Source organism: Pseudomonas sp. Leaf434, assembly GCF_001425545.1.
GTDB lineage: Bacteria > Pseudomonadota > Gammaproteobacteria > Pseudomonadales > Pseudomonadaceae > Aquipseudomonas > Aquipseudomonas siliginis.
This window is the reverse complement of the sequence record NZ_LMQZ01000009.1, coordinates 377,908-396,545: the sequence shown is the minus strand read 5'-3', so window position 1 is coordinate 396,545 and position 18,638 is coordinate 377,908. Positions and strand designations below refer to the sequence as shown.

Below are 18,638 nucleotides of genomic sequence, written 5' to 3'. Positions count from 1 at the left end.
CTTTGTAGGATTCTGAGACATCCTCGCGTTTGGTGATCAGGGAGCTGGCACGTATGATGCTTCACAAACTTCCGCAGATTAGAAGCCTATGTCCCTGATAGTTCTACTGCTTCTGCCGTTCATCGGCAGCTGTCTGGCAGCGGTGCTGCCGCACAATGCGCGCAATGCCGAATCGCTGCTGGCGGGTCTGGTCGCTTTGATCGGCACCGTTCAGGTCGCGATGCTGTACCCGCAAATCGCCCACGGTGGCGTGATCCGCGAAGAATTCATGTGGTTGCCCAGCCTCGGGCTGAACTTCATTTTGCGCATGGACGGCTTCGCCTGGCTGTTCTCGATGCTGGTGCTCGGCATCGGCACACTTGTCTCCTTATATGCCCGTTATTACATGTCGCCGGACGATCCGGTGCCGCGTTTTTTCGCGTTTTTTCTCGCGTTCATGGGCGCCATGCTTGGCCTGGTGATCTCCGGCAACCTGATTCAGATCGTGTTCTTCTGGGAGCTGACCAGCCTCTTTTCGTTTCTGCTGATCGGCTACTGGCACCACCGCGCCGATGCGCGGCGCGGGGCTTATATGGCGCTGATGGTCACCGGTGCCGGCGGGTTATGTCTGCTGGCGGGGGTCATGATTCTCGGCCATGTCGTCGGCAGCTATGACCTGGACAAGGTCCTGGCCGCCGGCGATCTGATTCGTGCACATGCCCTCTACCCTGTTCTTTTGCCACTCATCCTGATCGGCGCGCTGAGCAAAAGCGCGCAATTCCCGTTTCACTTCTGGCTGCCCCACGCCATGGCGGCGCCGACACCCGTCTCGGCCTATCTGCACTCGGCGACCATGGTCAAGGCCGGGGTTTTCCTTTTGGCGCGTCTGTGGCCGTCGCTGTCCGGCAGTGAGGAATGGTTCTACATCGTCAGCGGAGCGGGCGCCTGTACACTGTTGCTTGGCGCGTACTGCGCGATGTTCCAGAACGATCTCAAAGGTTTGCTGGCCTACTCGACCATCAGCCATCTCGGTCTGATCACTTTGCTCCTGGGCCTCAATAGTTCACTGGCCGCAGTGGCAGCAGTTTTTCACATTCTCAACCACGCGACGTTCAAAGCCTCGCTGTTCATGGCCGCCGGCATCATCGACCACGAAAGCGGCACCCGTGATATCCGCAAGCTCAGCGGTCTGATCAAACTGATTCCCTATACGGCGACGCTGGCCATGGTCGCCAGTGCCTCAATGGCCGGCGTGCCGCTGCTCAACGGTTTCCTGTCGAAAGAAATGTTCTTCGCCGAAACCGTGTTCATCAACGCCACCGCGTGGGTCGAGACCAGTCTGCCAATCGTCGCGACCATCGCCGGCATGTTCAGCGTTGCCTACTCCCTGCGTTTCACCGTCGACGTGTTCTTCGGCCCCACCGCCACTGACCTGCCACACACGCCGCACGAGCCGCCGCGCTGGATGCGCGCCCCGGTCGAGTTGCTGGTCTTCACCTGTCTGCTGGTGGGGATTTTCCCGGCGCAGATCGTCGGGCCATTACTCGCCGCTGCGGCATTGCCGGTGGTCGGTGGTGAGTTGCCGGAATACAGCCTGGCCATTTGGCACGGTTTGAACGCACCGATGATCATGAGCCTGATCGCCATGTCCGGCGGCATCATCCTCTATCTGCTGCTGCGCAAGCAGTTCAGGCTCGGCCATTTCAAGTATCCGCCGCTGGTGGGGCGCTTCAACGGCAAGCGTTTGTTCGAGCGCAGTCTGGTCGTGATGATGCGCATCGCCCGGCGCGTCGAGCGGCGCCTCGGCACCAAGCGCTTGCAGATGCAGCTGTTCCTGATGGTTTCGGCCGCCGTGCTCGCCGGTCTGATCCCGATGCTGCACAGCACGCTGACCTGGGGCGACCGGCCGAAAATACCTGGTTCCATCGTCTTCGTGACCCTGTGGCTGTTGGCGATCGCCTGTGCGCTCGGCGCCGCATGGCAGGCCAAATATCACCGTCTCGCTGCACTGACCATGGTCAGCGTCTGTGGCCTGATGACCTGCGTGACCTTCGTGTGGTTCTCCGCGCCTGATCTGGCGCTGACGCAACTGGCGGTCGAAGTGGTGACCACGGTGTTGATCCTGCTTGGTCTGCGCTGGTTGCCACGACGCATCGAAGAGGTCTCACCACTGCCAGGCAGCCTGCGCAAGGCGCGTATCCGTCGTCTGCGCGACTTGCTGCTGTCGATTGCGGTCGGTGCGGGGATGGCGCTGTTGTCCTACGCCATGCTCACCCGGCAGACGCCGAACCATATTTCCTCTTTCTACCTCAGTCGCGCCCTGCCCGAGGGCGGCGGCAGCAACGTCGTCAACGTGATGCTGGTGGACTTCCGTGGCTTCGACACCCTCGGTGAAATCACCGTGCTGGTCGCCGTGGCGCTCACCGTGTTCGCCCTGCTGCGCCGCTTCCGCCCGCCGAAGGAAAGCCTGCAATTGCCGGCGCAGCAACGTCTGCTGGCACCGGACGTGGTCACCGATCTGGTCAACCCGCGTTCGGCCAGCGACACCGCGCTCGGCTTCATGATGGTGCCGGCAGTGCTGGTGCGCCTGCTGCTGCCTGTCGCGCTGGTGGTGTCGTTTTACCTGTTCATGCGTGGGCACAATCAGCCGGGCGGCGGTTTTGTCGCCGGGCTGGTGATGTCGGTGGCCTTTATCCTGCAATACATGGTTGCCGGCACGCAGTGGGTCGAGGCGCAAATGAGCCTGCGTCCATTGCGCTGGATGGGCACCGGTCTGCTGTTCGCCACCGCCACCGGTCTCGGTGCGATGCTGGTCGGCTATCCGTTCCTCACCACTCACACCTGGCACATCAGCGTGCCGGTGCTGGGTGACATCCATATCGCCAGTGCGCTGTTCTTCGACATCGGCGTGTACGCCGTGGTAGTCGGGTCGACGCTGCTGATTCTCACCGCCCTCGCCCACCAATCGGTGCGCGGCCACAAGACGGCCTCGCTGCCCAAGTCAGTCGCCAGCAAAGGAGCCGTCTGATGGAAGAAGTCATCGCAATCGCCATCGGCATTCTCGCCGCCTCCGGGGTCTGGCTGATCCTCCGGCCGCGAACCTTTCAGGTGGTCATGGGCCTTTGCCTACTGTCGTATGCAGTGAACCTGTTCATTTTCAGCATGGGCAGCCTGTTCATCGGCAAGGAGCCGGTGATCAAGGACGGCGTGACCCAGGATCTGCTGCATTACACCGACCCGCTGCCCCAGGCGCTGGTACTGACGGCGATCGTCATCAGCTTCGCCATGACCGCGCTGTTCCTCGTCGTATTGCTCGCCTCGCGCGGCTTGACCGGCACCGACCATGTCGACGGCCGGGAGCCTAAAGAATGATGGCGATGACTCACCTGATCGCTGCACCGATCCTGCTGCCGCTGCTGACCGCCGCAATCATGCTGATGCTCGGCGAGAAACACCGGCCGCTGAAGGCGAAAATCAACCTGTTCTCCAGCCTCCTCGGCCTGTTTATTTCAGTGATGCTGCTGCAATGGACGCAGACCACCGGCGTGCCCGGCTCCATCGGTGTGTACCTGCCGGGCAACTGGCAGGTACCGTTCGGCATCGTACTGGTGGTTGATCGCCTGTCGGCACTGATGCTGGTGCTGACCGGCGTTATCGGCGTCAGTGCGTTGCTGTTTGCCATGGCCCGCTGGGACGGCGCCGGCTCAAGCTTTCACGCTCTGTTCCAGATCCAGCTGATGGGCCTGTATGGCGCGTTCCTGACGGCGGATCTGTTCAATCTGTTTGTGTTCTTCGAAGTGTTGCTTGCTGCATCCTACGGCTTGTTGCTGCACGGCTCGGGCCGGGCGCGGGTGTCGTCGGGGTTGCATTACATTTCGATCAACCTGTTGGCATCGTCACTGTTTTTGATCGGCGCTGCATTGATCTACGGGGTGACCGGCACGCTGAACATGGCTGATCTGGCGATGAAGATTCCGCTGGTGCCGGAAGCCGATCGTGGTTTGCTGCATGCTGGCGCGGGGATTCTTGCGGTAGCGTTTCTGGCCAAGGCTGGGATGTGGCCGCTGAACTTCTGGCTGGTGCCGGCTTATTCATCCGCCAGCGCGCCGGTGGCGGCAATGTTCGCGATCATGACCAAGGTCGGCGTCTACACCCTGCTGCGCTTGTGGACCCTGTTGTTTTCCGGTCAGGCCGGCGCCTCGGCATTCTTCGGCGGCGACTGGCTCATCTACGGAGGCATGGCGACCATGGCTTGCGCAGGGCTGGCGATTATCGCCGCGCAACGCCTGGAGCGCATGGCCAGCCTGAGCATTCTGGTGTCGGCGGGGATCCTGCTCTCGGCGATCGGCTTCGCCCAGCCGAACCTGATCGGCGCTGCGCTGTTCTATCTGGTCAGCTCGACCCTGGCGCTGAGCGCGCTGTTCCTCTTGGCCGAACTGATCGAGCGCTCGCGCTCGGCCAACGAAATTCCGCTGGAGGACGAAAGCGAACTGCTTCCGCGCCCGCAGGAATCGCTGCAACCGCCCAAGGGCATCAACCTCGACGACGAACAGAAAGCCGTGGTCGGTCAGGTCATCCCGTGGACCATGGCCTTTCTCGGTTTGAGTTTCATTGCCTGCGCGCTGTTGATTATCGGCATGCCACCGCTCTCCGGATTTATCGGCAAGCTCAGCCTGATCGGGGCATTGCTCAACCCGTCGGGACTTGGCACTGCGGCGCCGCTGCCGCCCGGCGCATGGGGATTGCTGGCCCTGTTGATCCTGACCGGTCTGGCCTCCCTCATGGCCTTCTCTCGCCTGGGTATCCAGCGCTTCTGGACGCCGGAGGAGCGCCCGTCACCACTGCTGCGCAAACTCGAATGCGCGCCGATATTTCTGCTGCTCGGGCTGAGCATTGTCCTGACGTTCAAGGCTGAACCGCTGTTGCGCTACACCCAGGCTACGGCCGATGCGCTGAACAATCCGCAGCAATATGTGCTCGCAGTTCTCGGCACACGTGCGGTGCCGAGCCCGCAAGCCAGAGCCGACATGCTCGAGGTGCAGCCATGAATCGACTGTTTCCGGCGCCGTGGCTATCGCTGGCATTGTGGATCTTGTGGCTGACCCTGAACCTGTCCGTCAGCCCGGGCAACCTGCTGCTCGGTGCCGCGCTGGGTTTCGCCGCGCCGCTGATGATGCGCAAATTGCGGCCGAAACGTGCGCGCATTCGCAATCCGGTGGCCGTACTGCGCCTGTTTCTCCTGGTCGGTCGTGACGTGATCATGTCCAACCTGATCGTCGCCTGGGGCGTACTCAACGCCGGACGGCGCCCGCCCAACTCATGCTTTATCAAGGTGCCGCTCGATCTGCGTGATGCTCATGGTCTGGCGGCACTGGCGATGATCTGCACCGTGGTGCCCGGCACCGTATGGTCGGAACTGGCACTGGACCGCAGCGTTCTGTTGCTGCACGTTTGGGATCTGCACGACGAAGCGCAGTTCATCGAGCACTTCAAAAGCACTTACGAGCGACCGTTGATGGAGATTTTCGAATGAGCCCATTGCTGTCGAATGCGATTCTGCTGACGTTGTTTCTGTACTGCGTGGCGATGACGCTGACCCTGGTGCGCTTGTTCAAAGGCCCGTCAGCGCAGGATCGGGTACTGGCGCTGGATTACCTGTATATCGTCGCCATGCTGATGATGCTGACCCTGGGCATTCGCTACGCCAGTGATACCTACTTTGAAGCGGCGCTGCTGATTGCGCTGTTCGGCTTCGTCGGCTCGTTTGCCCTGGCGAAATTCCTGCTGCGTGGCGAGGTGATCGAATGAATGCCGAATTGTCTTTGTGGGTCGAGATTCCGGTGGCGGTCCTGCTGGTGCTCAGCGGCGTGTTTACCCTGCTGGGCGCAACCGGATTGCTGCGCATGAAGGATTACTTCCAGCGTATGCATCCGCCAGCGCTGGCGTCGACAATCGGTGCCTGGTGTGTGGCACTGGCGTCGATCATCTGCTTTTCAGCGCTGAAGTCCGGGCCAGTGGTGCATGCCTGGCTGATTCCGGTTCTGTTGGCCATCACCGTGCCAGTGACCACCCTGCTGCTGGCGCGGGCGGCGTTGTTCCGCAAGCGGATGGCCGGGGATGATGTGCCGGCTGAGGTGAGCAGTCGTCAGACTGAAAGTGGTAACTGATGATCATGTGGCGCCTGTGATGGCGCCATCGCTACACCAGAAATCCGCTCTCCCATGTGTGGGAGCGAGCCTGCTCGCGAAGCGGCCAGTCGGGGCGTCGCCAATTCCGGATCAGCTCAAACCCAAGCCACCGCCAACAACCCCGCCCCCAGCAGCGCACACAACGGCGAATACACCCAGGTATCCAGCCGCGCAAATCGCGAACCTTTCACTTCCTTGAAAAATCCGACCAGATTCGAGTCACCGATCGCTCGGGCGAACATCAGCAACGCAATCGCGCTGATTACCCATTGCAGTGCCTTGTGCTGCACCGCCGGCATGCCCCAGCCGACCCGCATACAAACCAGCGCCGCAATGACCATCAACGCAGCGGCGACTGCCAGCGTCAGCCAGCCTGAGGGCTTGAAGGCCGGGCGTACCGAGGCCACGAAGCCCGACACCGGCACCTGCGGCACCACCACCGCAGCCGCCCATTGCCCACCCAACGCCCAATACACGTGCATCAGGCCGATTGCCGCGAACACAGTCACCAGCCATTGAGCCAACACAAAGGTCATGGTTGAAATCCTTCAAAGGGATTTGAACAAACCATCCTAGTCGGATTTTTTGCCCCTGCACGACCGGTCGGCGGTGCGCTGCGTTGACCGCGTTATTTCAGATCAGCCGTCACCTTGTCAGCCACATCCTTGGGTAACCAGGCGTGCCACACGTCCGGATGCGCTTTCATGAACGCGACCGCCGCCTCACGAGGTGCGGTGTGCTTGTCACTCATATCCGCCAGTGCCTTGTTCAGCGGCTCGATGGGAAAATCGACCTTGCTGAAGAACTCGGCAATTTGCGGGTTCTGCTTTTGAAACGGCGTAGACACGCCAATCGACAGCTTCGATGCCAGCGAGCGGGTTGGTTTCGGATTGGGATTATCGGCATCTGTCAGCGTCTTCCACGCCTCGGCATCGAACGGCGGCTCTTCCAGCTGCACCAGTTTGAATTTGCCAAGCAGCGGCGTCGGCGACCAGTAATAGAACAACACCGGTTTGCCGCGACGAATCGAAGAGCTGATCTCGGCATCCAGCGCAGCGCCGGAACCGCTGCGGAAGTTGGTGTAGTCGTCCTGCAAGCCATACGCCGTGAGCTTCTGCTTGTTGACCACTTCCGAAGTCCAGCCGATCGGGCTGTTGAGGAAACGCCCTTTGCCCGGGCTTTCCGGGTCTTTGAACACGTCCTTGTATTTCTTCAGATCAGTGACACTGCGCAGATCCGGCGCCAGCGGCTTGAGGCCTTTGGCCGGATCGCCCTTGATCACGTACTCCGGCACCCACCAGCCTTCAGTGGCGCCTTTTACCGTATCGCCCAGGCCGACCACTTTGCCCTCGGCTTCGGCCTTGACCCAGACCGGACTGCGTCCGGCCCACTCCTCGCCAATCACCTGAATGTCGTTGTTCGCCAGCGCGGTCTCAAGCGTGATGGTGGTCCCGGGCAAAGTGTCGGTCGGCAGGCCATAGCCTTTCTCGACGATCACCCGCAGCACCTCGGTAATCAGGCTGCCGCTTTCCCAGTTCAGGTCGGCAAAGTGGATCGGCGCCTGTGCCGCCTGCAGCGATTGCGCTGACGTCAGCAAACCAAAGGTGGCCACGCTGGCGGCCAATAACCGTCGAAATCCGTTCATGCATCGCACCTCGTGCTGTTCACAGCAATGGCAGTTGGCCTGACAGAACGCAAGCCTCTGAATGACTCAGTCAACTGACTTTAGCCGAGGTTCCTGCTTTTTCCGGGGTCTGCTGCGCGCGAGGTTACGATTCAGACTTTTCCTGCAGGCTTTGCAGCTCACGTCTGACCATGCTGGCGTAAGCTGCCGGTTGCAATGCGTATAGCTGCGACGCCACCCAACTCAGCCAGGCACCTTGCAGTTCGGCCTTGCGGGCGAACAAGCGCTGAGCTTCTTCGCGTGCGCTGTCGAGATTTTGCGCATGGAAATCCGCGCGCTTCACTCGCTGGCCTTGAAGGTCACCAGTTCGCCCTTGCGCCATTTGGCGGCTTTGGCAGTGACGGCTTTGAGGGTTTTGGTCAAACCTTCCTGCAGCTGCTCATTGGCGGCGAACACGGTGACGACGCTATGGCCTTCCTTGAACAGGATCGCGTGACCGTCGGCCGTGCTGACAAAGGCGTAATCGCCCAGGCCGTAGACCGTCAGTTTGATGTCGCGAAAACGAATGTCCATCTTGCCGCCTTCACGGCTGGGCAAAACTGACGCGATGAAATGGTCGCCAACCTTGAGTTTGAGTCCCGGTTTGTCATCGACTACCAATGCACTTTCGGTGTCGATTTCGGCGATGTAAATGCCTTCGGCGTTTTGCTCGGTGATGTAAACAAAACGTGATTGGAATTGCTTGACCAGCTTTGCACGCAAATCACCCAGCACGAACAAAGCATGCATATCGAGGTTACTGACTGCCAAAGAAACATCCCCACATTTGAAAAACCGCGCAGCGAAAAACGCCCACGGCAAAGAAACGGCCAGGCCGATGAAAACTGCAAAAACATTCAAACACCCGAAGCGAGCAAAGCACTCTTGAATCGCGAGGTTCGTAGACTACTGGATTGTCATTAGTGAAACCTGCTCTGAAATCGCCAAAGCTTGAAGGAAAACGCCTCAAGTGCGACTAGAGCAATTCTGACTACGAACTTCAGGGAAATTTCTCACGAAAAAAAGCACTTTTCCGACATATCGCTGGCGAAAAATTGCTTTAGATAAGCCCGGTCGTCAACAGGTACTGGCGATTCTAGAGCAGCGATGCTCATTACGACTACCCGCAACGGCCGTTAAATCCCGGCCGACTGATGAAAAGGACTTCATATGTGCACTTTGACTCATTTTGCCACGTCGGCTGACGCGCGAATCACCCCATCTCTGACGATGAAGGTTGCCGACCTCGACAACCTTCCGACATCTTCTAACAATCATCGAACCCCGCACTTTCAAGTGGTGCCGGCAGGTATTGCGTTCTTTCACATCAAGGAGATATCCACGGGACGTGTCAGAGGTTTCCGCGGCAATCACAACGAAGCCTGCGCCCTTGCCCGCTCGCTTGAATCAAAAATCGAACTCCGCGCCAGCGCCTGCCTCTGATAAGGGAGTGAACGAACAAGCCGTACCGGCACCAACCCAGGAGTAGATGATGGAACTGCCAACCGAGCTTAACCTGACCACCCTTTTCGAACAGCTGGGCCTACCAGCCGATGAAGCGTCGATCAATAATTTTGTCGAAGCCCACCCTTTGAAATCTGATATCAAATTGATCGATGCCGATTTCTGGACGCCCCAACAGGCGCAACTACTAAAAGAGTGGCTGCGTGAGGACGGCGAAGAAGCGATAACTGTCGATGAGCTGAACGTGCGCCTGCATCGCGGTAAATAAGGGCGATCAGTGCAGGCTGTCGCCGGGCTCGATGTTCAGTTGTTCGAGCCAGGCAGCCTTGCACTCCTCCGCTTCATCGCGACTGGCGAAGGCTGTGCCGCGTCGCTCCCCGTTGAGCAAAACCACCCAGCACACACTGCGCCCCATCGCGCGTAAGCCGGCCGGAACACCGCTGCCGATCATCACTGCCACGTCTACCCTGCACTGCATGTGCCCTCCGAAATAATTAGCTACCTAACTAAGTCGCAGGTTAAAGCTTTCCTTCGAGAGGAAACAGCAACCGCCGTGCACAGATTCATTGCGTCAACGGTAACAATCTCAGCGTGGATTCTCCGGTTTGTAGCCCAGCCGCAATCCGCCCCAATGCCGGCCCTTGATCATGATCGGCACCGAAAGATCATGCATCAGCTCACCCGTATCGCGCGTGTAAGTCTGCAGCAAAACTGGTTGTTGATGGCTGCCGCAACGGATACCGGTGCGGTCAGCGAATTTGCGTTTGGTGCGGTTATTTACCGTGTCGACCTGCACATCACCGGTCAACGGCTGGCTGAATGCCTGGTTATGCGTCGGCACATAACCCTGCTGCGTGCAGGCGATCGCGAAAACCAAACCTTCATGACGCGCTAACAGAGGCTCTTGAATCGCGGGCAAGACCTGATCTGTGTACTGATCAAACCTGGTCTGAAATTTGGCTGGTTCGGTACCCGGAATCGGCTGGTAGCTGCGATCGAACAAATCATCCAGGCTGATCCGCCCCTGCTCGACATCCGCCTCGAAGCGGGCTGCGATCAGGCTCGCACCTTCGCGCGCCAGGTCATAAATGCGCTGGTGATAGTCGTCCAGACCGACTTCGGCCAAGCGTTCGCTGATGGTTTCCGCCTGCCCTTCCATCTGCACCGCTGCCTCGGCGAGGCGGCGGGTCTGCTGATCGCTGATCGCCAGATCGCTACGCATTTGCTCAATCGCGCTGAACAGCGCATCAAGCTGCTCGCGATTGGTTTGCGCGCCACGGGCGATTTCGCTGACCTGGGTTTCCACTCCGGCGGCAAGTCGCGCGATGTTCTCCAGATGCTGACCGGTGTGCTCGACCTGTTCGACGCCGGTATGCAGATCACTCGACAACTCGCGAATCTGCGCAACCACTTGCGCGGTGCGCTGCTGAATGTCTGCAACCATCTCACCGACTTCGCCCGTGGCCGCCGCCGTCCGTGCCGCCAATCCGCGTACTTCATCGGCGACCACGGCGAAACCGCGACCATGTTCGCCCGCCCTGGCCGCTTCAATAGCTGCGTTCAAGGCCAGCAGATTGGTCTGGCTGGCGATCGACTGAATCACCAGCGTCACCCGCTGAATGTCGTCGCTGCGCACACTCAGGGCCTCGATCAGCTCGCGACTGGCGTTGGCGCGCTGACTGAGTTGCTGCATGCGCGAAATCGAGTCGAGCAGTTCGCTGCGCCCCGCCGCGCTGCTGTGATGCGCTTCGCTGGCGGCGTCCAGCGCGTCGCGACTGAGCTGTGAAGTCGCCTGCTCGGTGGCGATCATCACTTCGGCGTTGCTGACGATCTGCGCCGCCGCGTCGAGTTGCGATTCAAGTTTGCTGGCGAGCGCTTTGACCGAAAACGCCACGCCGGCGGCAGACAGTGCGTTGTGACTGGTGGTGTAGGAGAGATCGCGAGTCAGTGCGGACAATGCGCTCGCACTATCGACCGGGACAGCAGCTGGAACGTTGCGCGAACGCAGGCGCGGCAGCCAGACAATCAGCACCGCCAGCGGCATGCCGAGGTAAAGCGACCATTCGGCCAGAGCCATGCCGGCCAGCAACAGCATCAGAGCGATGCTTTGCAGGGTCGGCGCGATCCAGCGATTTTTCGGCAAAAGCACTGGTGCAGGCAGCGCCGCAACCAGAGATCCATCTCTCGTCATCTTGATCACCCCACGTTTGTTCTCATTGTTGTGACTGCATTAAACGCCACTACAACGCCATTATCCATGGTCCGTTAGTCGTGGGGTCTGTGGCAGGTCAAGGGAACGATGGGGAAATATCGCAGACGAGCAAAAACAAAGATCGCAGCCTCGCGCAACTCCGTGTAGAAGCTGCCGAAGGCTGCGATCTTTTCAAGGCGCCCCTGTTGAAAGGGTCACCCCACAGAATCAGGCCTGACGCTGGTGCTTGTCGATCTGCTCGTGACGCTCTTGAGCTTCGATGCAGTACTTGGTGGTCGGGCTGATCAGCAGACGCTTCAGGCCAATGGCCTCGCCGCTGTCGTCGCACCAGCCAAAGCTGTCGTCCTTGATGCGCTCAAGAGCTTGTTCCAACTGCGGCAGCATGCGCTGGTCGCGATCGATCGCGTTGACCAGCCAGGTGCGCTCTTCTTCAACCGAAGCCGCGTCCGCCGGGTCAGCCGGGGTGTCCAGGCTTTCGATGGCGATACGGTTTTGCTCAATGCGCTCGTGGGTTTCGACTTTCATGTTCTGCAACAGCTCAGTGAAGAAAGCGTGTTGCTCTGCATTCATGTAGTCATCTGCCGGCATAGCCAGCAACTTGTCCTTTGTCATTGATATCTCTATAAAAAAACGTGCATTAAGGCGAATAAGGGAGCGTTTCGGCGAACCGTGTCGGCCGTCGAAAAGGCATCGTTTTATTGCAAACGCCACCCGGCACTCAATTTACGAGGGGCGGCAGTCTAAGGCCCGATCAAGGCCTCAGCAACTGTAAATACAGGGAATTTGTCCGACAGGACCAGGAAACTGCTCTGACACAGGCTTCACACGGCCATCGGAGTGCGTTTATAGCAAGAAATTCACTCCAGCGGCTGTATATAGAAGACAAACGGCTAACCATGCCGCCATCGACAGCCGAGATTATTCTCGCAAGGTGCATCGTTTCAGCCCGGCAGAGCCCGCGCAGTCCTTCTATGATCAGGCTTACCGCGTGATCAACCCGCCCGAAGGATGTCCTATGCCCCGCCCCGATCTGCCGGCCGCCGACGAACTTTCGCTCGCCAGCCCCCCGATCACTGCCGAGCGTCTGCTGCAAACGATTAGCGACGAATATGACGCCCTTCCGCGTCAGCTTAAACGTATCGCCAGTTACATTAGCCAGCAGAGCGAGCGAATCATGGTCGACCGCATCAGCGACATCGCTCGTGAATGCGAGGTGCATCCGTCCGCCATCGTGCGTTTTTCGCAGCGCTTCGGGTTCAGCGGCTTCAGCGAAATGCAGGCGCTGTTCCGCCAGGCCTGGACGCACAAGGCCACGCCGGCGCAGAACTATCAACAACGCATCCGCAGCCTGATCGCCAGCAAATCGCAGACCGCCAACAGCGGCGAGCTTGTCCGCGAGTGTATCGACGCAACGCTATCGGGCATCGAACGTTTGGGCCGCGAACTGGATGGGGCTGCGTTCGACAAAGCTGTCGATCTCATCGTCAATGCCGACGACATCTATGTGGTCGGGGTCCGCCGTTCGTTCGCCGTCGCCGATTATCTGGTTTACAACCTGCAGCACACCCAGAAGCGCATTCATCTCGTCTCCGGCATCGGCGGCAGCTATCGCGAGCAAATGCGCAGCGTGCGCGCCAACGACCTGGTCATCGCCATCAGTTTTGTGCCCTACGCCAAGGAAACCCAGCACTGCCTGCGATTCGCGCAGCGTCAGGACGCCAATACCCTGATCATCACCGACAGCCCTCTGTCGCCACTGGCGAAACTTGCCAATAGCGTGTTGCTGGTCAATGAAGGCAGTGCGCTGGCCTTTCGTTCGCTAAGCGCGACACTGTGTTTATGTCAGGCGCTGTTTGTGGCGGTGGCCTATCGGCTGGAACTGAATGTCGATGAGATTCACGAACAACCCGGATTCGACGACTGACAATTGTCTCAGGCTCGGCTAGGTTATGCGTTCCCACCGGTTCGACTTGAAGGAACGCGTCATGAAACTGATCGGCATGCTCGACTCCCCTTACGTGCGCCGCGTAGCAATCTCCGCCAAATGCCTGGGGATTGACCTCGAACACGAGTCGGTCTCGGTGTTCCGCCACTTCGAGCAATTCCAGCAGATCAACCCGGTGGTCAAGGCGCCCACGCTGATCCTCGACGACGGCGTGGTCCTGATGGACTCGACCCTCATCCTCGACTACCTCGAAGCCAGTTCCGGCAAGAGCCTGCTGCCCAGCGATCTCACACAACGCGCCCACGCCCTGCGTCTGATCGGCCTCAGCCTCGCCGCTTGCGAAAAAGCCGTGCAGCTGTATTACGAACGCAACTTGCGCCCGGCCGACATTCAGTATCAACCTTGGGTTGAACGCGTTGAAGGCCAACTCGCCGCCGCGTTTACCGCCCTGGAAAAAGAACTTGAGCAAATTGACTTGCCGGTCGACGGCTCCCTCTCCCAGACCGGCATAAGCCTGGCGGTTGCCTGGAGCTTCACCAACCTCGTCGTGCCCGATCAGGTCGACGCAACACGCTTTCCGCGTATCGCCGAATACACCGCCTACGCAGAAGGCACCGACGCGTTCATCAGCACACCGATGACCTGACCATGAGCACCACCGACACCGCCGCCCCGGCGTTAAAGGAAATCTTCAACGCCGAGCGCTTGCAGCACATCGCTGACGAAATGAGCGCGGTGTACCCGGCATTCAAGGCCAAGGCGTTTCTCAAACACGCCCAGGACGGACTCGCTGAATTATCAGTGATGCAACGCATGGCGCGTGTCAGCGAAAGCCTGCACGCCGTGCTGCCGCTGGACTACGAAGATTCCCTCGAAGTGCTGTTCGAACTCGCGCCACGGCTGAACAGCGGGTTCGTCAGCATGTGCCTGCCGCATTACGTCGCGAGCTATGGCGGGCACGCCTTCGATACCTCCATGGACGCCCTGAAGTACTTCACCACCTTCGGCTCCTCCGAATTCGCCATCCGTTACTTTCTGCGCAGCGACCTCGAGCGCTCGCTGGAACGAATGCATGACTGGACCCGCGAAGAAAACCATCACGTCCGCCGACTAGCCAGCGAAGGCAGCCGCCCTCGCCTGCCGTGGTCCTTTCGGTTGGAAGCGGTACAAGCGGATCCGCTGCTGGCCGCCGGGATACTGAATCGGTTGAAGGCGGATGAGAGCTTGTACGTGCGCAAGTCCGTGGCGAATCATTTGAATGATGTGACGAAAGTGCATCCGGAGTGGGTGTTGGACACGATTGAAGGTTGGTCGCTGGATAACAAGCACACCGCCTGGATTGCCAAGCATGCGCTGCGCAGCTTGATCAAACAGGGCAACGTGCGCTCGCTGACGGTGATTGGCGCAGGGGCGAAGGCTGAGGTTGAGTTGTTGGATGTGCGGGTTGAGCCGGCGGTGGTGAGGTTGGGGGAAGCGATTACTTTGTCGTTTACGGTGAAGTCCATGGTGGCGCACGAGCAAAGGCTGGTGATTGATTATGCGATTGAGTATGTGAAGGCGAATGGCGGGGTTTCGAGGAAGGTATTCAAGTTGAAGACGGTGGAATTGCCGGGGTTTGGGGTGGCGCTTGTGCAGCGCAGACAGGTCATCAAGGATTTCACGACACGCAAGCATTTTGCCGGCCGGCATGGAGTGCAGGTGATGATTAACGGAAAGGTGGTGGGTAGTGCAGGGTTTGAGGTTTTGATTTGAGAAATGAGTCATTGATTGGTCTTGAAGACCGGTCGCGAATCAGTGCACTGACAGCCGTGCATCGATAATGAGCGCGGCAGCACAATGGACAAACTCCCGCCTCAGTAGTTACCAACTTCCGTATGGGACGCCGAATTAAGCCCTGAGGGAGCACCTGTTGTCACAAGCACTTTCAACAGCGTATGGCGACTCCACGGGCCGCAGTACTCAGGCACGTGCGCGATCAATCGGTATCCGCAGCGGGTGTACCAACGGGCGACGTCGTCATCCAGTGTTTCGATCAACGCATCTACGCATGCTCTTTCAACCGCTAATGCCTCAAGCTTGTGCAACACCTGAGTACCCAGCCTGGTTCCACGCCATTGCGCGTTGATCCACAGGTAATTGACAAACAGACGCCTGAATTCGGTTCTACCGGAAGCGCCGCCGATTAGTGCCCCGTTCTCCATCAGCGAACAGGCGATGGCCTCAGCTTGTCCGCCGCGAGCCTCGGACAAGGCTCGGCCATGCTGTAAGACGCCGTCACTGATGGCCTTCATGGTGTCCGGATTGATGTCGCGAACGGTAAGCCATTCCCTCATTGCTGCTCTCCATTGCTAAAAGTCCTTGGCGCTTTCAAGCAAGAGAGGAGCCAACCTGAGATCTTCCCAGCAACAACCCCTGCTCCGCCTCACACAACCCCACCACATAATCCCAGACCACCCGCAGCCGCACCGATTTGTGCAACTCCCGCCGCGTGCTGATCCAGTAGCTGCGTTCGATGCTTTCATCCGGCAGCAGCGCCACCAGATCCGGGTCGGACGCGGCCATGTAACACGGCAGCACGGCGATGCCCAACCCCGAGCGCGCCGCTTCCTGCTGGGCGATGACGCTGGTGCTGTGAAAGACCACGCGCGGGCTGCGGCAGAAGCTGTTGAGGAACATCAGTTCCTGACTGAACAGCAGATCGTCGACGTAACCGATCCACGCATGTCGGCCCAGGTCTTCGCGGCTATGCAGCGGTGGCGCTTTGTCGAGGTAGGTCTGGCTGGCGTAAAGCGCGAGTCGATAGTCAGTGAGCTTGCGCGTGACCAGCATGTCGGCGGATGGCCGTTCGAGGTGGATGCTGATCTCCGCTTCACGGTTGAGGATGCTGACAAAGCGCGGCACTGCAACCAGTTCCACCTCCAATCCCGGATAACGCTCGAACAAGCCAATCATGCGACTGGCGAGAAACTTGATGCCTAGGCCTTCGGTGACGCCGACGCGGATCTTGCCCAGCGGCGCGGTGGACTGGGTGATTTCTTCCTGCGCCAGCAGCGCGACGTTTTCCATCGCTTCGGCGTGCTTGAGCAGCGCCTCCCCCGCCGGGGTCATCTCATAGCCCTGGGCGTGCTGGACGAACAGCGCAGTGCCGAGGCTTTTCTCGATCGATTCAATATGCCGCGCCACTGTCGCGTGGGTGGTGTTGAGCCGGCGCGCGGCAGTGAGCAGGCGGCCGCTGCGTTGCAGCTCGAGAAAAAAGCGCAGATCGTTCCAGTCGAACATGGCGGGTCCTTGTCGGCTATCGTCGTTGCACGCTGTTTGAAAACGCACAGCGGCTGCGCAAAAACTAACATTCTTTTAACGAAAGCTAACAACTAGAGTGTCCGACAATAAAAACAAAAAGCGAGGTCAGGGCATGCAGACGTCCCTGGATGAATTCGACTACATCGTGGTCGGCGCCGGCCCCGCCGGTTGCTTGCTGGCCAACCGGCTCTCAGCGGATCCACAGCAACGGGTGTTGCTACTCGAAGCCGGCGGACGCGACAACTACGCCTGGATTCATATTCCTGTGGGTTACCTGTTCTGCATCGGTAATCCGCGCACCGACTGGTGCTTCAAAACCGAACAACAACCCGGCCTCAACGGCCGCGCGCTGAGTTATCCGCGCGGCAAGGTGCTGGGCGGCTGTTCGTCGATCAACGGCATGATCTATATGCGCGGCCAGGCCGGCGACTATGACGGCTGGGCGGCCGCTGGCAATCCGGGCTGGGCCTGGAAGGATGTGCTGCCGCTGTTCAAACAGAGCGAAAACCACTTTGCCGGCGGCGCCGAGTTTCATGGCGATCAGGGTGAATGGCGGGTCGAACAGCAGCGCCTGTCGTGGCCGATTCTGGATGCCTTTCGCAGCGCCGCCGAGCAAAGCGGCATCGCCAGCATCAATGACTTCAACCAGGGCGACAACGAGGGCTGCGGTTACTTTCAGGTCAACCAGAAAGCCGGGGTACGCTGGAACGCGGCCAAGGCCTTTTTGAAACCACTGCGCAGTCGGGCGAACCTGACTGTGCTGACCGGCGTCGAGGTTGATCGTGTGTTGCTGGAGAACGGCCGCGCGGCGAAAGTCAGCGCGCAGCATGAAGGTCAGATCAAACAGTTCAAGGCGCGCAAGGAGATTGTTTTGTGCGCCGGTTCAGTCGGCTCGCCGAGCATTCTGCAACGCTCCGGCATCGGTCCGCGGCCGCTGCTCGAACGCGTAGGGATAGGCGTGATTCATGAGCTGCCCGGCGTCGGCGGCAACCTGCAGGATCACCTGCAACTGCGGCTGATCTACAAACTGGAAAACGCCCGCACCCTGAACCAGATCGCCGGCAGCGTGTGGGGCAAGATGGGCATGGGCCTGCGTTATCTGTATGACCGTAGCGGGCCGTTGTCGATGGCGCCGAGTCAGTTGGGCGCATTCGCCCGCTCCGGTCCCGAGCAAACCTCGGCGAACCTGCAATATCACGTGCAACCGCTGTCGCTGGAGCGCTTTGGCGAGCCGCTGCACAGCTTCCCGGCGTTCACCGCCTCGGTGTGCGACCTGCGCCCACAGAGCCGTGGACGCATCGAGATTCGTTCGGCCGATCCGCAAGCGGCGCCGCTGATCCAGCCCGATTACCTCAGCCATCCAGAAGATCTGCGCGTCGCCGCCGATGCGATTCGCCTGACCCGGCGCATCGTCAGCGCCCCTGCCCTGCAAGCGTTCAAACCGGTCGAATACCTGCCCGGCGACACCTTGCAAAGCGAAGAACAATTGCATGAAGCGGCGGCGAAGATCGGCACGACGATTTTCCATCCGGTCGGCACCTGCCGCATGGGCAATGACGGTGACGCGGTGGTCGATGCGCAATTGCGCGTGCATGGTGTGCCGGGTCTGCGCGTTGCCGATGCGTCGATCATGCCGCGCATCACCTCGGGCAACACCTGTTCGCCTACGCTGATGATTGCCGAGAAGGCGGCACAACTGATTTTGTCCAGATCTGCAGATATCTCCCCTGTGGGAGCGAGCCTGCTCGCGAATGCGGTAGCTCACTCAGCCTAGGAGTTGACTGGCAAAAAGCTTTCGCGAGCAGGCTCGCTCCCACAGCAATCATCACCAGACTCAGGCATCGCGCATTACCGGACACGCAACACCAGTGGAACAACAAAAACAAT

General features: G+C 59.6%; 21 protein-coding genes. 12 read left to right on the top strand and 9 right to left on the bottom strand.

Annotation, left to right across the window (positions count from 1 at the left end; translation table 11 throughout):
- Window positions 1-88 precede the first annotated feature (88 nt).
- From ASG55_RS19225 to ASG55_RS19200, 6 genes are read left to right on the top strand one after another with little or no spacing between them, the layout of a single operon-like run.
- A complete protein-coding gene (locus tag ASG55_RS19225; protein ID WP_056789267.1) occupies window positions 89-3,007 on the top strand; it encodes a monovalent cation/H+ antiporter subunit A in 2,919 nt (972 codons plus the stop codon).
- Window positions 3,007-3,351 carry a Na+/H+ antiporter subunit C gene (locus ASG55_RS19220; RefSeq protein ID WP_016775082.1) on the top strand — a complete coding sequence of 115 codons (345 nt, stop codon included), beginning with the start codon at window positions 3,007-3,009 and terminating at the stop codon, window positions 3,349-3,351. Before ASG55_RS19225 ends, ASG55_RS19220 begins: the two co-directional genes overlap by 1 nt.
- A complete protein-coding gene (locus ASG55_RS19215; RefSeq protein ID WP_056789265.1) occupies window positions 3,348-5,027 on the top strand; it encodes a monovalent cation/H+ antiporter subunit D in 1,680 nt (559 codons plus the stop codon). Before ASG55_RS19220 ends, ASG55_RS19215 begins: the two co-directional genes overlap by 4 nt.
- On the top strand, window positions 5,024-5,512 hold the full coding sequence (locus ASG55_RS19210; RefSeq protein ID WP_056789263.1) for a Na+/H+ antiporter subunit E: 489 nt from the start codon (window positions 5,024-5,026) through the stop codon (window positions 5,510-5,512). The genes ASG55_RS19215 and ASG55_RS19210 overlap by 4 nt, the downstream gene beginning before the upstream one ends.
- On the top strand, window positions 5,509-5,787 hold the full coding sequence (locus ASG55_RS19205) for a K+/H+ antiporter subunit F (RefSeq protein WP_041480807.1): 279 nt from the start codon (window positions 5,509-5,511) through the stop codon (window positions 5,785-5,787). The genes ASG55_RS19210 and ASG55_RS19205 overlap by 4 nt, the downstream gene beginning before the upstream one ends.
- Complete coding sequence (locus ASG55_RS19200) at window positions 5,784-6,146, top strand: Na+/H+ antiporter subunit G (RefSeq protein WP_041480808.1); 363 nt, start codon at window positions 5,784-5,786, stop codon at window positions 6,144-6,146. Before ASG55_RS19205 ends, ASG55_RS19200 begins: the two co-directional genes overlap by 4 nt.
- Window positions 6,147-6,262: 116 nt before the next feature.
- On the opposite strand, the gene ASG55_RS19195 is transcribed toward ASG55_RS19200, so the two are convergent.
- The 4 genes from ASG55_RS19195 to ASG55_RS19180 form a co-directional block, all read right to left on the bottom strand.
- Window positions 6,263-6,703: a DUF3995 domain-containing protein gene (locus ASG55_RS19195; protein WP_056789260.1), complete on the bottom strand. Its 441-nt coding sequence runs from the start codon at window positions 6,701-6,703 to the stop codon at window positions 6,263-6,265.
- A 92-nt stretch (window positions 6,704-6,795) separates the two neighbouring features.
- Complete coding sequence (locus ASG55_RS19190; protein ID WP_056789257.1) at window positions 6,796-7,812, bottom strand: ABC transporter substrate-binding protein; 1,017 nt, start codon at window positions 7,810-7,812, stop codon at window positions 6,796-6,798.
- A 124-nt stretch (window positions 7,813-7,936) separates the two neighbouring features.
- Window positions 7,937-8,134, bottom strand: a complete 198-nt coding sequence (locus tag ASG55_RS19185; RefSeq protein WP_056789256.1) for a hypothetical protein — start codon at window positions 8,132-8,134, stop codon at window positions 7,937-7,939.
- On the bottom strand, window positions 8,131-8,601 hold the full coding sequence (locus ASG55_RS19180; RefSeq protein ID WP_039763128.1) for a hypothetical protein: 471 nt from the start codon (window positions 8,599-8,601) through the stop codon (window positions 8,131-8,133). The genes ASG55_RS19185 and ASG55_RS19180 overlap by 4 nt, the downstream gene beginning before the upstream one ends.
- A 459-nt stretch (window positions 8,602-9,060) precedes the next feature.
- On the opposite strand from ASG55_RS19180, the gene ASG55_RS26465 reads away from it, so the two are divergent.
- Together ASG55_RS26465 and ASG55_RS19175 are read left to right on the top strand one after the other, a co-directional pair.
- Window positions 9,061-9,273, top strand: a complete 213-nt coding sequence (locus ASG55_RS26465) for a hypothetical protein (protein WP_236168680.1) — start codon at window positions 9,061-9,063, stop codon at window positions 9,271-9,273.
- Between the two features lie 49 nt (window positions 9,274-9,322).
- On the top strand, window positions 9,323-9,562 hold the full coding sequence (locus ASG55_RS19175) for a DUF2789 family protein (protein ID WP_056789253.1): 240 nt from the start codon (window positions 9,323-9,325) through the stop codon (window positions 9,560-9,562).
- Between the two features lie 6 nt (window positions 9,563-9,568).
- On the opposite strand, the gene ASG55_RS19170 is transcribed toward ASG55_RS19175, so the two are convergent.
- The 3 genes from ASG55_RS19170 to ASG55_RS19160 form a co-directional block, all read right to left on the bottom strand.
- Window positions 9,569-9,772, bottom strand: a complete 204-nt coding sequence (locus ASG55_RS19170) for a hypothetical protein (protein WP_016775093.1) — start codon at window positions 9,770-9,772, stop codon at window positions 9,569-9,571.
- 108 nt (window positions 9,773-9,880) lie between these two features.
- Window positions 9,881-11,104: a methyl-accepting chemotaxis protein gene (locus ASG55_RS19165; protein ID WP_442962989.1), complete on the bottom strand. Its 1,224-nt coding sequence runs from the start codon at window positions 11,102-11,104 to the stop codon at window positions 9,881-9,883.
- A gap of 609 nt (window positions 11,105-11,713) precedes the next feature.
- Window positions 11,714-12,118 carry a TraR/DksA family transcriptional regulator gene (locus ASG55_RS19160; RefSeq protein WP_016775095.1) on the bottom strand — a complete coding sequence of 135 codons (405 nt, stop codon included), beginning with the start codon at window positions 12,116-12,118 and terminating at the stop codon, window positions 11,714-11,716.
- A 403-nt stretch (window positions 12,119-12,521) separates the two neighbouring features.
- Between ASG55_RS19160 and ASG55_RS19155 the strand changes: the two genes are divergently transcribed.
- The 3 genes from ASG55_RS19155 to ASG55_RS19145 all read left to right on the top strand — a co-directional run bounded on the left by ASG55_RS19155 (window position 12,522) and on the right by ASG55_RS19145 (window position 15,203).
- Window positions 12,522-13,430, top strand: coding sequence for a MurR/RpiR family transcriptional regulator (locus tag ASG55_RS19155; RefSeq protein WP_056789250.1), 909 nt, complete (start codon window positions 12,522-12,524; stop codon window positions 13,428-13,430).
- Between the two features lie 61 nt (window positions 13,431-13,491).
- Complete coding sequence (locus ASG55_RS19150) at window positions 13,492-14,097, top strand: glutathione S-transferase (RefSeq protein WP_056789248.1); 606 nt, start codon at window positions 13,492-13,494, stop codon at window positions 14,095-14,097.
- A 2-nt stretch (window positions 14,098-14,099) separates the two neighbouring features.
- A complete protein-coding gene (locus ASG55_RS19145; protein WP_056789245.1) occupies window positions 14,100-15,203 on the top strand; it encodes a DNA alkylation repair protein in 1,104 nt (367 codons plus the stop codon).
- Window positions 15,204-15,304: 101 nt separating this feature from the next.
- Here ASG55_RS19145 and ASG55_RS19140 read toward each other — a convergent pair whose 3' ends face one another.
- Both ASG55_RS19140 and ASG55_RS19135 read right to left on the bottom strand, forming a co-directional pair.
- Window positions 15,305-15,784: a GNAT family N-acetyltransferase gene (locus ASG55_RS19140; protein WP_056789243.1), complete on the bottom strand. Its 480-nt coding sequence runs from the start codon at window positions 15,782-15,784 to the stop codon at window positions 15,305-15,307.
- A gap of 34 nt (window positions 15,785-15,818) precedes the next feature.
- On the bottom strand, window positions 15,819-16,730 hold the full coding sequence (locus ASG55_RS19135) for a LysR family transcriptional regulator (RefSeq protein ID WP_056789240.1): 912 nt from the start codon (window positions 16,728-16,730) through the stop codon (window positions 15,819-15,821).
- A 133-nt stretch (window positions 16,731-16,863) separates the two neighbouring features.
- On the opposite strand from ASG55_RS19135, the gene ASG55_RS19130 reads away from it, so the two are divergent.
- Entirely contained in the window at window positions 16,864-18,525 is a 1,662-nt protein-coding gene (locus ASG55_RS19130; RefSeq protein ID WP_056789238.1) for a GMC family oxidoreductase, read from the top strand.
- Window positions 18,526-18,638: the final 113 nt, after the last annotated feature.

Excerpts from the sequence above, each read along its gene's own strand:
- ASG55_RS19225 (WP_056789267.1), top strand. The coding sequence starts at position 89 with ATGTCCCTGATAGTTCTACTGCTTCTGCCGTTCATCGGCAGCTGTCTG.
- ASG55_RS19220 (WP_016775082.1), top strand. The coding sequence starts at position 3,007 with ATGGAAGAAGTCATCGCAATCGCCATCGGCATTCTCGCCGCCTCCGGG.
- ASG55_RS19215 (WP_056789265.1), top strand. The coding sequence starts at position 3,348 with ATGATGGCGATGACTCACCTGATCGCTGCACCGATCCTGCTGCCGCTG.
- ASG55_RS19210 (WP_056789263.1), top strand. The coding sequence starts at position 5,024 with ATGAATCGACTGTTTCCGGCGCCGTGGCTATCGCTGGCATTGTGGATC.
- ASG55_RS19205 (WP_041480807.1), top strand. The coding sequence starts at position 5,509 with ATGAGCCCATTGCTGTCGAATGCGATTCTGCTGACGTTGTTTCTGTAC.
- ASG55_RS19200 (WP_041480808.1), top strand. The coding sequence starts at position 5,784 with ATGAATGCCGAATTGTCTTTGTGGGTCGAGATTCCGGTGGCGGTCCTG.
- ASG55_RS19195 (WP_056789260.1), bottom strand. The coding sequence starts at position 6,703 with ATGACCTTTGTGTTGGCTCAATGGCTGGTGACTGTGTTCGCGGCAATC.
- ASG55_RS19190 (WP_056789257.1), bottom strand. The coding sequence starts at position 7,812 with ATGAACGGATTTCGACGGTTATTGGCCGCCAGCGTGGCCACCTTTGGT.
- ASG55_RS26465 (WP_236168680.1), top strand. The coding sequence starts at position 9,061 with ATGAAGGTTGCCGACCTCGACAACCTTCCGACATCTTCTAACAATCAT.
- ASG55_RS19175 (WP_056789253.1), top strand. The coding sequence starts at position 9,323 with ATGGAACTGCCAACCGAGCTTAACCTGACCACCCTTTTCGAACAGCTG.
- ASG55_RS19170 (WP_016775093.1), bottom strand. The coding sequence starts at position 9,772 with ATGCAGTGCAGGGTAGACGTGGCAGTGATGATCGGCAGCGGTGTTCCG.
- ASG55_RS19165 (WP_442962989.1), bottom strand. The coding sequence starts at position 11,104 with ATGATCGCCACCGAGCAGGCGACTTCACAGCTCAGTCGCGACGCGCTG.
- ASG55_RS19160 (WP_016775095.1), bottom strand. The coding sequence starts at position 12,118 with ATGACAAAGGACAAGTTGCTGGCTATGCCGGCAGATGACTACATGAAT.
- ASG55_RS19155 (WP_056789250.1), top strand. The coding sequence starts at position 12,522 with ATGCCCCGCCCCGATCTGCCGGCCGCCGACGAACTTTCGCTCGCCAGC.
- ASG55_RS19150 (WP_056789248.1), top strand. The coding sequence starts at position 13,492 with ATGAAACTGATCGGCATGCTCGACTCCCCTTACGTGCGCCGCGTAGCA.
- ASG55_RS19145 (WP_056789245.1), top strand. The coding sequence starts at position 14,100 with ATGAGCACCACCGACACCGCCGCCCCGGCGTTAAAGGAAATCTTCAAC.
- ASG55_RS19140 (WP_056789243.1), bottom strand. The coding sequence starts at position 15,784 with ATGAGGGAATGGCTTACCGTTCGCGACATCAATCCGGACACCATGAAG.
- ASG55_RS19135 (WP_056789240.1), bottom strand. The coding sequence starts at position 16,730 with ATGTTCGACTGGAACGATCTGCGCTTTTTTCTCGAGCTGCAACGCAGC.
- ASG55_RS19130 (WP_056789238.1), top strand. The coding sequence starts at position 16,864 with ATGCAGACGTCCCTGGATGAATTCGACTACATCGTGGTCGGCGCCGGC.